The organism is Peribacillus saganii (assembly GCF_003429095.1).
GTDB classification, from domain to species: Bacteria; Bacillota; Bacilli; order Bacillales; family DSM-1321; genus Peribacillus; species Peribacillus saganii.
This window is the reverse complement of the sequence record NZ_QVTE01000046.1, coordinates 58,961-71,907: the sequence shown is the minus strand read 5'-3', so window position 1 is coordinate 71,907 and position 12,947 is coordinate 58,961. Positions and strand designations below refer to the sequence as shown.

At 33.5% G+C, this 12,947-nt stretch carries 12 protein-coding genes; 1 reads left to right on the top strand and 11 read right to left on the bottom strand.

The features are described 5' to 3' along the window. The 4 genes from D0469_RS16115 to D0469_RS16100 all read right to left on the bottom strand — a co-directional run. A partial coding sequence (locus D0469_RS16115) for a sigma factor-like helix-turn-helix DNA-binding protein (RefSeq protein WP_233523095.1) occupies positions 1 to 97 on the bottom strand: 97 nt, incomplete at its 3' end. Positions 98 to 275: 178 nt separating this feature from the next. Continuing rightward, a complete protein-coding gene (locus D0469_RS21175) occupies positions 276 to 452 on the bottom strand; it encodes a hypothetical protein (RefSeq protein ID WP_158553526.1) in 177 nt (58 codons plus the stop codon). A 79-nt stretch (positions 453 to 531) separates the two neighbouring features. After that, complete coding sequence (locus D0469_RS16105; protein ID WP_117327745.1) at positions 532 to 975, bottom strand: sigma-70 family RNA polymerase sigma factor; 444 nt, start codon at positions 973 to 975, stop codon at positions 532 to 534. A gap of 347 nt (positions 976 to 1,322) precedes the next feature. Beyond that, positions 1,323 to 1,529 carry a hypothetical protein gene (locus D0469_RS16100; protein WP_117327744.1) on the bottom strand — a complete coding sequence of 69 codons (207 nt, stop codon included), beginning with the start codon at positions 1,527 to 1,529 and terminating at the stop codon, positions 1,323 to 1,325. 714 nt (positions 1,530 to 2,243) lie between these two features. On the opposite strand from D0469_RS16100, the gene D0469_RS16095 reads away from it, so the two are divergent. Beyond that, positions 2,244 to 4,913, top strand: coding sequence for a helix-turn-helix transcriptional regulator (locus tag D0469_RS16095; protein ID WP_117327743.1), 2,670 nt, complete (start codon positions 2,244 to 2,246; stop codon positions 4,911 to 4,913). Between the two features lie 101 nt (positions 4,914 to 5,014). On the opposite strand, the gene galE is transcribed toward D0469_RS16095, so the two are convergent. The 7 genes from galE to D0469_RS16060 all read right to left on the bottom strand — a co-directional run bounded on the left by galE (position 5,015) and on the right by D0469_RS16060 (position 12,939). Continuing rightward, entirely contained in the window at positions 5,015 to 6,010 is a 996-nt protein-coding gene (galE, locus tag D0469_RS16090; RefSeq protein ID WP_117327742.1) for a UDP-glucose 4-epimerase GalE, read from the bottom strand. Between the two features lie 273 nt (positions 6,011 to 6,283). Then, entirely contained in the window at positions 6,284 to 7,303 is a 1,020-nt protein-coding gene (gene rfbB, locus D0469_RS16085; protein ID WP_117327741.1) for a dTDP-glucose 4,6-dehydratase, read from the bottom strand. Between the two features lie 44 nt (positions 7,304 to 7,347). Further along, positions 7,348 to 8,241, bottom strand: coding sequence for a glucose-1-phosphate thymidylyltransferase RfbA (gene rfbA / locus D0469_RS16080; protein WP_117327740.1), 894 nt, complete (start codon positions 8,239 to 8,241; stop codon positions 7,348 to 7,350). A gap of 329 nt (positions 8,242 to 8,570) precedes the next feature. Further along, complete coding sequence (locus D0469_RS16075) at positions 8,571 to 9,866, bottom strand: lipopolysaccharide biosynthesis protein (protein ID WP_117327739.1); 1,296 nt, start codon at positions 9,864 to 9,866, stop codon at positions 8,571 to 8,573. Between the two features lie 16 nt (positions 9,867 to 9,882). After that, positions 9,883 to 11,061, bottom strand: coding sequence for a dTDP-4-amino-4,6-dideoxygalactose transaminase (rffA, locus tag D0469_RS16070; RefSeq protein ID WP_117327738.1), 1,179 nt, complete (start codon positions 11,059 to 11,061; stop codon positions 9,883 to 9,885). Next, positions 11,058 to 12,224, bottom strand: coding sequence for an ATP-grasp domain-containing protein (locus D0469_RS16065; RefSeq protein ID WP_117327737.1), 1,167 nt, complete (start codon positions 12,222 to 12,224; stop codon positions 11,058 to 11,060). The genes rffA and D0469_RS16065 overlap by 4 nt, the downstream gene beginning before the upstream one ends. 58 nt (positions 12,225 to 12,282) lie before the next feature. After that, positions 12,283 to 12,939: an LbetaH domain-containing protein gene (locus D0469_RS16060; protein ID WP_117327736.1), complete on the bottom strand. Its 657-nt coding sequence runs from the start codon at positions 12,937 to 12,939 to the stop codon at positions 12,283 to 12,285. Positions 12,940 to 12,947: the final 8 nt, after the last annotated feature.

The following is a 12,947-nucleotide window of genomic DNA, read 5'->3' as shown; positions in this document are numbered from 1 at the left end:
TTACAGTGTTTCGAGAAATTCCAAGTTTTGTGGCGATTTGCCTTTGTGATAAACCTTCAACCTCTTTTAAGAATTTGATATTATGAAATTGAGCCATTTCGATCATCCTTTTCGTCCTCTCTAATGAAGTAAGTTTGGTCACTTTCTATCATAAGAGAGGTTAATAGAATTGGAAATTGAGTGGCTCATTTTTTATGTGATCAAATCGTATAAAAGTGGCTCAAATTTAAATTATCAAAAACAAGCAAATCTTTAACACTTTAACGTATGTGGGGTCAGGCACCGGATTTTTCACCAACCATTTCTTGCTGCACGTCTTTATTGATAGCTGTTTCCTTTACTTGAGTTGTCATCCTGGGTTCACCTCCTTGCCTTGAATAAAGCCCTTCACTTATTAGCCAACGGGGAGGGTAGTTTGTTAACCAAAATCCCAAAAATATTTTTTGTTTCATTCCGGGCATACCAGAAATAGTTCTTATTTTGACTAAATATTTACCCTCTCACTTACTAGCCAATGAGGAAGGCGTTTTGTTAACCAAATTTAGAAAATAATTTTTTCAGCTTGTCCAAAACTTTTTTATGTCGTTTAAACACAGCCACTTGAGAGATATTTTCTTCTTTTGCCACTTCTCTTAATGTCTGGTTTTCATAGTAAATAGCATTAATCAGCTCTTGTTCCTCTTGATTTAGTTCAGCCATTGCTTCCTGCAAGATTAATAGAGTTGCTTTATCACAAAGAATATCCTCTATCATTTGGTCATCCTCAAAATCCGCTCCTTGATCCATTAACCGATCAATGGAGTCTTCCTTACTTGGGATAAAAATAGCCGTACCAGTTTCAGCTTCAACATCAATGCGTCCAACCTTAATATCCTTTTCCATATACCTTTCACGTCTTTGCATTCTGTAATACTCTTTATAAATCTCCTCACTTACTGGGACTTTCTCCTTGCCAATTCTGATGAACTTACTCATTCTCTTTTCCTCCCATTGGCCCGGCAAAGAGCCGTAGGGGAAAAAAGAGACAAAAAAAATAGGCCGGACATAGCCATCCCAATTACAGGATGCTCCATGTCCGGCCTATAGGTAGTTCACACCACGATTCCGTTGCTCGGTACCGAATATTTAAGATTCAATGTGCATTCACTTGCTAGATGATCATTTCTTCTCAAAAAAATCAGATCATCCGGCCTGGGTAATGCGGTCAATTCCTCGCTCGGTATCATCATGGTATGAACTTTTTCTTCAATATAAAAAAGGCCCAGATATATCAGTGCATTTACTGATTACATCCGGACCTTAAGGTAGAACTAATGTACAGCTCATGGTGACTTATAGTCTCCTTTTCGTCTCGTTATAGGTTTTCCGCTTACTTGTTTGAATTCATCTGTACCTAAATCAACTTCCCATACATGCTTGCTTTTTTGGCACTTCACTTGGACTTTACCAATCGCTCCGTCTTTCTTATCCATCAGCCTGTGACCACAAGCTGGACACTCTACTCTTGTTACAATAGCTTCTCTATGCATTTGTTTTCCTCCCCACTGCCTCGATGTATAAATATGTCATTGAATAAATTGGATAAACCATATTTCTATTTTATAACGGAACATATGTTCTAACAAGAGAACAGCGTTAATTATTATTAAACCGCTTCCCCGTAGACTTGAATATTTATTAATATTACGTTAATCAACTTTTTGCATTTAGGACATTTTATATGTATTTCCGCTTCCATTCTGAAAGCATGTCCATTAATTTTTTTTCGCTAACTGGGCATTTTATCCCCTTCTTTCACCATGTTACTACCTCCTTTTTATATTTATCACTATCTGTTGTATCATCAAGCAAAAAAAATATCACCTAATTCTCATCCATATAGTTCTGATATCCTGTATGCAAGCTTAACACTAGGTTGCTTTTTACTTTGTTCCACTTGATAAATCATACTACCAGAAATCCCAAGTATCGAAACCACCTCTATAACAACAATTTTATAACCATCTGCTTTTTTCTTAATTCAGTCATGTGGTTGGCCACAGGGACACCCCCTAGTAAAGACATTATCATGATTGTTTACATTTGTATAGATGTTTTTATCACTAATTGTTGGAATTTAGCAAAAACCCTTTATTACCAATGATTGATATCAAAATATTTATTATCAATATTCATTATCACAGTTCTATTGCTGTTGTTTAAATTACAACTCATAGTTATAATAAACGATAGGAGGTGTTTAAATGGCAAATAATATAAAAGAACTTCGTAAATCATTAGGACTTACTCAAGCAGAACTAGCTAAAAAAATTGGTTTAACAACATCTGCAGTCGGTATGTATGAGACCGGTACTAGAAACCCTAGTTATGAAATCTTAAAAAAACTTTCAAATATATTTGGTGTTTCATTAGAGGAAATTGTAGATATCACTACAGATGCTTCAGACAATTCAAATACAGCATCTACTAAATCTGAAGTAAAATTAACGGAACTTAGTTTTCAAACGTTTCAATTAGAATATATACACCCGCAGAAGGTCCGAGCTAAAGTCAAAAAGAAGTTTAGGTTACCTAGTGTGGAAGCTGCAAAAAGGGTTCAAAGGGCTGTACAATATCTACTAAATGATGAGTCCTTTCATCATCCTGAGATGAAAGACGTAGCAAAGAGGGTATTATTAAAGGACGAAAACTATAGAGGTATAAAGATCTCCTTAGATGACTTCTTCTTTGGAGAGAATGGTTTCGTTGACGGGATTCTCGATTTATTTTACGATGACATAAAAAAACCGGATGAAAAAAATATAGATTTTAAAAGAATTGATTTTATTGAGAAGACAATCAAGTTACCTTCTGATGCTCCAAAGGTAATTTTTCTCGGAAGAGTCGGCGTAGGTAAATCCACCATCATAAAAAACTTGACTAATTTTGGAGAAAAAGTTAACTTCCCATTCACTGATACTTCTAGAACAACAACATACCAAACCGAGTATATTTTCAGAAACCGCTGGCAAAACCCCAACAAACTAGCAGTTTCTTTTATGTATTTTGATGAAGTAATTCAAGAAGTCGAAACAGCTATAGATCGGGCAGTCGAAGCTAAAATTGATATGCTATATGAAGATAATTCTAAAACCATACAGGTAAAAAGCTCAAAAAATAAGAGTAAGCAGGATCGAATTATAAAGGCTTTTTATACAGATCCCAATAAAGTATTTGATATGAGATTTTTCTTGGGTAAGTATCTAAGAACCGAATCTAAAAATAAACAAAACGAAAGCAACCAAAAACTAAATTCTTTCTGGTCAACTGTTTACGATTATGTTCTTTCTATAATAGATGAAATTGAAAAAATAGATTTCAGCCCAAATAACAACAACGATTATGAATACGATACCCCAGACCCTAAAAGTCAGGACTTTTTAAGATTTAAATACTATGAGTATATTTTTAATACAAAAGAAAATGAAAATTCTACTTACGCAAGATTTAGAAAGTTTGTTTTAACAGAGATTAAAATTAGTATTAACAATCTGTTGATAAATCTAGATAGAAATGAAGTAATCAACCACAGATATACACCTAAAGACACAGAAAACGACTGGCCCCTGAGCTTCTTTTGCAATATAAAAGATTACGAATCTGATGACTTTTACGAATTAATTAAAACTTTCACCTCAAAAGAAGGGAAGTTTTTTGGTAACATTCTCACTCCATTGATTAAAGGCATGCGTATTGAATTACCATATAATGATAACCTTTCAAACCAAATAACCGAAAAACCGATAATCTTCATCGATACAGTCGGCACAAGCCATGTTGTTGAAGAAGGGGCCAGTATAGAAAATAGTATTAACCTTAATTTAGATGAGGTAGATGTTATAACGGTTGCTGATGATAGTAGAACCAGTATGTCTGCAGATACCTTAAATATCTTAAAGCATTTAACAAATCGTGTAGCAAGAAGTAAGATTTTTATTGCATATACTTTTTATGATGAATTTACAAAAAGGGAATTTGAAGATGATTATGACGAAGACGAGGATTATATGGATGAGCAGAAACAAGATTATCTGTTAGGTCTGCAAAATAGTAAACTTGCTGCAATTCTGAAAGATGATAGGCCTGAAATTGTTAAATTTCTAAATCAACTACAAGATAAAACGACTTTCATGAAGGGATTAGTTAGCTCAAATTCACATGAAAACAGTTCGACTTACGATTCTATTAATAAGTTTTTAAAGATAATACATGACTACTATAACATATCCAATAATTTCTTTCTGGTTGATAAGATTAATGATAATGATCCGCTTGTTGAATATGACTATAAAAGACTTGCTATGATTTTCTTTAATGAAATCTTAGAAAACTATCTAGAACAACAAAAAAACATTTACTTAAAAAATCCACCACACTACAAAGTTACGGAAGCTTTAACTAGAAGACTTGCCAATGGAGAAACTTATTATATGGGTGCTGAGATTTTAAAACCTGTTGATGATCTTTACTCAATAATGCTTGATAATCTATATACTTTTATTCTAAATCCTAAATCAATAAATTTTAAAAAGAATGACACAGAATGGGATGATTATAAAACAAGATTACTTGAGGAACTAAAGGAAAATATATTTGAAAACCTTACCGATTATTTAAAAGACGATTTTACTTCTCGTAAAATGAGAATAATATGGAATAGGCTTCATGTGGAGGAGTATGGAATTGGTTCTGATTATCGAAGAAGAATAGGCATTATTGAAACATTGGAAGACTTACTAGTACCCTATACGTCGTATATTGTTAATTCTGAAGTTGAACATATGATTGATAAGCTTGAGCTAATTTTTGAAAGAAGCATTTTGGATCTAGAGAAAACCATTCAAATAGAAAAAGAAAAAATAAAAAGATCTTAAAGCAAAGTTTTATCAAAATAACGTACTTTGGCTTACTTTCGTAAATAATTTACCCGCCAAGCTGCCAACACACACAGCCCAGCGGGTAAATACCATTTTAACTATTCTTTATAATTCTTCTCAAATTGCCAAGCATCTCGGCACATTGATATAAGATCGCGTTTAGCAGTCCAGCCTAGTTCTCTCTTTGCCTTTGAGGCATCGGCATAGCATGAAGCGATATCCCCAGGTCTCCGTTCTACAATTTCATAAGGAACTTCAATGCCATTTGCTTCTTCAAAAGCCTTCACTAACTCTAGTACACTAGTACCTTTTCCGGTTCCCAAATTATAAATATGAATACCTTCAGTTAGTTTTTCCAGTGCAGCAACATGGCCCTCAGCAAGATCTATCACATGAATATAATCGCGAACTCCGGTACCATCCACCGTAGGGTAGTCATTTCCGAATACACGTAATTTTTCAAGTTTACCTTTTGCTACTTGAGTTACATATGGCATCAGATTATTAGGAATTCCGTTAGGTGCCTCACCTATTTTTCCACTCTCATGGGCACCTACTGGATTAAAATATCGAAGAATTGAGACTGAAAAAGTAGGGTTTGCATTTGCTATATCAGTAAGAATACGCTCACTCATGGCTTTCGTTTCACCGTAAGGATTAGTCGTTGGTAAGAGATCCATTGTTTCTACAAAAGGTACTTTATTATCTCCAAACACTGTTGCAGACGAGCTAAAGACAAATCGATTGACACCATATTTCTGACAAGCTTTTGTTAAAACCATTGTACTTACGATGTTGTTGTAATAATATTCTAGTGGCTTCTCTATAGATTCACCTACTGCCTTAAGGCCAGCAAAATGAATAACACCATCAATCTTATAATTTCTGAAAATAATTTCAACAGATTCTGCATCCGTTACATCAATCTCGTAAAAAGTAACTTCTTTATCAGCAATATCCATGATTTTCATAACAGTCTCACACTTACTGTTAGAAAGATTATCAGCAATAATGACTGAATGTCCTGCTTCTAACAAAGCAATACAAGTATGTGAGCCTATATAGCCGTTACCACCAGTAACTAGTATATTCATAGTGTTTTGGCACCTACTTAAGTTTATTTTTATTTACGAATTGTTTTATCAAAATTCATGTAAAAAAGCCTTGCAAGGAACTCCGCAAGACTGTTTAATATTTTTTTCAAGGAGACAGGAGAATTTTTCTCGGTGCTTGCCTTGACTGCGTGAAGTGGTTTTGTTTTGGAAATAAATATGAAGTTCTTTATACTCTGATACTCTAAATCCTAAGAAAGCAGCAGACGGACCGTCGAGTCGAATGACTTAAATCTTTACCCAAACCATGAAAAACTATAGTCTATATTGCTTTTCAAAATAACTTTGATACTCTCCACTAATAATTTGCTGCCACCATTCTTTATTATCTAAATACCACTGAATAGTTTGAGCAATCCCTGTTTCAAATGAGTAAGTGGGTCTCCAACCTAAGCCTTCCAATTTTGTCGGGTCAATCGCATAACGCTTATCATGCCCAAGACGATCTTCCACAAACTCGATTAAGTCTTCAGATTTACCTAAAGCGTTAATAATGGTTTGGACAACTTCTAAATTCGTTCGTTCATTATGTCCACCAACATTATATACCTCACCGTTCACACCTTCATGTAAAACTAAGTCAATGGCCACACAATGATCTAATACATGCAACCAGTCACGAATATTCTTTCCATCTCCATAAACAGGCACCTTTTGATCATTCAATACACGAGATATCGTTAAGGGAATTAACTTTTCTGGAAAATGATAGGGTCCATAATTATTCGAGCAGCGTGTAATATTCATTGGTAATCCATAAGTTTCATGATAGGCTCGTACTAATAAATCAGACGATGCTTTACTTGCACTATATGGGCTATTGGGTTGTATAGGAGTTTCTTCTGTAAAGAATGTGGATGGATCAAAATCCAATTCACCGTATACTTCGTCTGTCGATACATGAACAAATTTAGTTACACCCATTTGCTTGACCGCATTTAATAATACTTGTGTTCCTAACACATTCGTACGAATAAAAATCTCGGGATCAGTGATGGAACGATCCACATGGCTTTCTGCTGCAAAATGAACGACATAATCAAACTTTTCTTTCTCAAAAATAGGAATCATGACCATTCGATCAGCAATATCAGCTTTTATAAAATGATAGTTATCCTTTGCCTCAATTGCACTGTGCTTTGTTAAATCTCCCGCATAAGTCAGTAAATCTAAATTATAAATATTATATTGAGGATACTTATCTACCATGTATTGAACAAAGTTACCCCCAATAAATCCCGCTCCACCAGTCACAAGTACTTTCTTTTTTTTCAATGATTTCACCTCAGTAGCATTCTTACTTGTTCATTCATTCAATTCTACATATTTATTAAAGTTTTATTTTCTACTAAATTTGCTACTTCCACTAAATAACAGCCATAGTCTGTTTTCATTAAAGGCTGTGCAAGATTTAATAACTGATCTTTTGTAATATATCCTCTTCTGTAAGCAATTTCTTCAATACATGCTATATATAAACCTTGGCGTTTTTGTACCGCTTCGACAAAATTAGATGCCTCAAGTAAAGATTCGTGTGTTCCAGTATCTAGCCACGCTAAACCTCGACCCGTAAGTTCTACTTTTAGTTCTCTTCTATGAAGATACTCCTCAATAACAGAGGTAATCTCCAACTCTCCTCGCTCTGAAGGCTTTACACTCTTGGCTATATCCACTACTTTATTATCGAAGAAATATAATCCCGGTACAGCATAGGATGATTTCGGATGCTCTGGTTTCTCTTCAATGGAAATAGCATTCATATCTTGATCAACTTCTACTACACCATAAGCTCTAGGATCATTAACAAAACATCCAAAAATTATGCCACCTTTTGTTAACCTGGCAGCTTCTTTTAAGCGATTCCCAAAATTAGAACCGTAGAAGATATTATCACCTAAAACAAGTGATACACTTGAATCTCCTATAAATTCCTCCCCAATAATAAAGGCCTCTGCAAGGCCCTTTGGTTTTTCTTGAATAGCATATTCAAATTTCATTCCCAACTTACTTCCATCACCTAACAGTTCTTTAAATCCTTCCACATCTCTCGGAGTGGAAATAATTAAAATTTCTCTAATTCCAGCCAACATCAATACAGAAAGCGGATAGTATATCATCGGCTTATCATATACAGGTAACATTTGTTTTGAAACAGCTTTTGTTAAGGGATAGAGGCGAGTACCTGAACCTCCTGCTAGAATAATACCTTTCATCGTTTGTCCTCCTAAATTTGCGATAAAAAAAATTCCTTCCAAAAATAAACGCGAAGGTTTATTAGCTTTAAGTAACTATCAATCTACAGACTTCTTTAATGCATCTAGGAAAGTCGATGATTTAAAACCTTTTGTTGATATCATTTAGCGCTTTATAAGCTTCTAGGGTGAGATTTCTTATATCTCAATAAAGTGCTTTAAATTTTTAAGTTAATTATTTTTAAATATTATAAACCCAATTTAAAAGATATCCATTTGGAAAACACTACCAATAAATCTAATGTTATATTAGCTGTATTAAACAGGTCAATATAATTGTTATTAAATTATTAATTAATTTCCGTGTGAACCAAACATTCCTTTGATAATACCTTTTGTACAATAATAAATATAAGCAAATAATTCACTGTACTAGCTAAAGCATATAGCATAATTGTTTGAAGCGCTGTAAATCCAAAAAAACTTGCACTAACAAAGGTAAAAATAATTAAGATTAATCCAAAAACATTCATAAATAAACCAATACTTTGCTTCTCTAATACTTCTAGAATACGACCAGCGGGTAATATTATAAAATGTGCATACGCCACAAATGCTAATAAACGAGCATAGACACCAGCATCATACCAATGTTGACCAAAAACAAAGCTAAATAGCCAAGGACCAAATGAAACAAACACTACTAAAGGACCTATTCCAATTAAAGCTAGTTTACCAGATAACTTTAATAGCAAAGATTTTATTTTATTTGGACTACTTTTGCCAATACTAGCTACTTCAGAATAAAAAACATCTGAAATAGACGATACCAGTAAACTAATAGGCAAACTGACTATCGAATTTGCCAAACCATATAACCCAGCTGTAGTAGTACCAAATAAAATTGTTAAAATAATAATTGGTGCCTGACTCCCGGCTGTATAAACATAGTTACTAGGGGCAGAGAATAATGGAAACTTAATATATCGAATGAATAGTTTTTTTATTTCTATCCATTTTATATCCTTTATAATCTCTCTCCTCTTCTCTAATAATGGAAATGAAAGTCGAAATATTCCTCCACCTTGCCCAATAATTTGACCTATAATCAACCCCAAAGACCCTAAACCGATTAGACCTAAACCTACCTTACTAAAGTTTGATGCAATACTCTGAGTAACCCTTGTTCCTGTTATTGCCTTAAAGTCCTTTGATCGCAAAGACCAATGTAAAAGGATATTATATCCGCCTGCAAATAAAACGCCAAGAGAAATTAAATACGTATAGTCAATTAAAGCTTCACTATTTAATAGACTCATCACCTGTTCTCCCCAAAATGTAAACACCAGTGATAACCCTACAATAAATGTGAAAAGAATGAAAAATGCTCCTGCAATTAAATTGTAGGCAGAGTAATCATCTTCCGCGATTGGAATGGCCTTTTGATAATCAAGCGAAGCCCCTATACTCAAGAGAGTCAACAATGACCCATAAACTGATAGGATTCCATATTCCTCTGGTAGATAGATTCTTGTAATAATTGGAGTCATAGCAATGGTTAATATTTGAGCAAAAGCAGTGCCACTTGCAACTATCACTATATTTTTTATAAATTTATTTTCTAATAACCTCTTTAATCTCTTCACTACTTTTCCTCATATCTTATAGCAAATATACTTTTTTATTATTGCTCTTCAATTCTTCATACTTACTTTCAAAGAACTGTTTGATATGTGATATTACTTTATGGACAGATTCAGGGTCAAGACCATAGTACATTGGTAATCTTAATAAACGTTCACTTTCGCTTGTCGTATGCTTATCTTCACCCAAAAACTTGCCATATTTTAATCCAGCATCGGCCGTATGAAGAGGAATATAATGAAATACTGTTTGTACCTTATTCTCTTTTAAATATTCAATAAGCTCCGATCTTTCCTCAATATCATGGCATTTAATATAAAACATATGTGCATTGTGCTTACAATCTTTCGGAACAACCGGTAACTCAATTAATCCTTGAGTTTCAAGTTCTTTAAATCCATTATAGTAAGCTTGCCAACTATAAAGTCGATCATCATTAATCTTATGAGCTTCCTCCAATTGTGCAAATAAAAACGCTGCATTCAATTCGCTCGGAAGGTATGAACTACCTATATCTACCCAAGTATACTTATCTACTTGTCCTCGAATGAATCTACTACGATTTGTTCCTTTTTCACGAATAATTTCAGCTCGCTCCATAAACTTTTCATTTTGAATAAGAAGCGCTCCCCCTTCACCCATTGAATAGTTTTTAGTCTCATGAAAACTAAAACAGCCAAGATCACCAATCGTTCCTAAGGCTTTGCCTTTGTATGTTGCCATTACACCTTGTGCAGCATCTTCAATCACATATAGGTTGTGACGATTAGCAATCTCCATAATCGTATCCATTTCACAAGCAACACCTGCGTAATGAACAGGAACAATCGCCTTTGTCTTATCTGTAATAGCGTCTTCAATCAAAGTCTCATCAATATTCATCGTATCTGGACGAACATCAACAAATACTATTTTTGCCCCACGTAAAACAAAGGCATTTACTGTTGATACAAATGTATATGATGGTGCAATTACTTCATCACCTGGCTGAATATCAATTAATATGGCAGCCATTTCTAATGCATGAGTACATGACGTTGTTAATAATGATTTGGGAGTATTAAAGTAATTCTCAAACCATAAGTTACATTTTTTAGTAAATATTCCATCCCCGCTAATCTTTTTGTTACTAGAAATAGCTTCTTTTAAATAAACAAGTTCCTTTCCAACAAAAGGCGGAACATTAAATGGTATCATGCCAAATCCTCCATATTAAGATGTTTTAGAATATCAGATAATAATTCTGTATTACTAATTTCTAAAATGTAGTAACCATTTCTTGAAGAACTATCACTAACGGTGTTCATATCCTTTTTCATCTCATATTCTTTTATAATGTACGGGTATAATTCCTTTATCATTTCAAATCTTTCTCTATCGTAACTATTAAATACAAATCCTACTAGAGAAATGTTCCTTGGTTGATCAAAATTACCCAAATCTATCTTTTCTCCAACAGCTACTTTTATGATGTTTTTTATAAAATCGAAACCTGTCGATATATAGACCATATCTGAACCAATATAGTCTCCGCCCATTCTTGCAGCAATCTCAATTATCTTTATTTCTCCATTTGATGTTACTTTCACCTCAGAATGTGAAGCTCCATTCGAAACTTTTAGTGCATCTAAAGACTTTTCCACTATGTCGACTATTTCTTTCTTTTTATTATCTGAAATTCTAGCAGGAGATAGATGTCCTTTTTCTATAAAATTAGGGGCGCCGGTAGTGAATTTTTCTGTTATTTGCAAAAATTTATGTTCCCCATTTTGAGTGATATATTCAACACTGAATTCTTTTCCATCTATATACTCTTCAACTAAAACTTCTTCTAAGAAGGACACACTTTTTGCATCCATAATTGCATCTTCAACTTCATTTATATTATCGACTCTACGGATTCCTCTACTACCAGATCTATCAATAGGTTTTACTATTAAAGGGAAGAATAAAACACTAAAATCTATTTCACTAAATTCCTTCACTAGTTGATATTTAGGACACGGTAACTTACTATAGCTTAATGCTTTTCTCATTTCAAACTTATTTGTTGTAACTTCAGTACACTCCAAGGTATTTGCAACCAAGCCTAATTTATTTGCAATATAATTAACTGTGGGCATTGCTAAGTCAGAGGCTATGGAACATATTCCAATAGGATTAATCAATCTAACATCATTAAGAATTTGTTCTTTATCCGTTATACTCACAGGATAAAAAAAATCAGCTATTTCCTTTGCAACCGCTCCCTCCTCCCATGCAAAAACATGAGTCTCATATCCTAATTCATTCGCTTTTAAAACTAACTTTTTTTGAAATTCATTTGCGCCTATTATTACTAACCCTTTAATTTTGAACACTTCCTTTCAAAAAAACAAAAAACTCCCTATTATTAATCATTAAATTATTGACAAGAGATTAGACTATTTCTATACCGGTTTCAAAATGCTCACTCATTTTTTTCGCTGGTATACCATAATAAGTACTGTAGTTTTCTGGTGACTTTACTACTAAGCTACTAGCACCAATTAATACTTCTTTTCCTACAATAATGTTATCTTTGATGGTAGTATTAAAACCTAGAAAATTATTCTCTCTTACTTCGGAAAAGCCCCCAACTATAGAATTAGCTGCAATAAAATTGTGATTTCCAATAACACTATCATGACAAATAGTTGAATTAGACCATATTATATTGTTATCATTTATGATTGAAAATGGCTCTATAATAACATTAGGTAAGATGATGTTACCTTCACCTCTTATATCACCATAGACTTTTGCATTTGGGCTAATATAATTTATAAAATTAAAACCTTTACCTTTAATCATTTCAAAAATCCTTTTTCTCATTCTTAAGTTCTTGTAACCTATACCTAGTAAAAATTTATACTCTTTAGTAGATAGTGACTCTAAGCTATCTTCAAAAGTAATAACTTCTTTACCTAGAAACTTGCCATCAGAGAAAAACTCTTTATTTATGCAAAAATACTCTACCCTATATTCTTCCTCTTTACCTAAATAATGGTATAATTGCTTCGCAAGATCCCCTACTCCAAAAATAATAACTTTCATATAATACT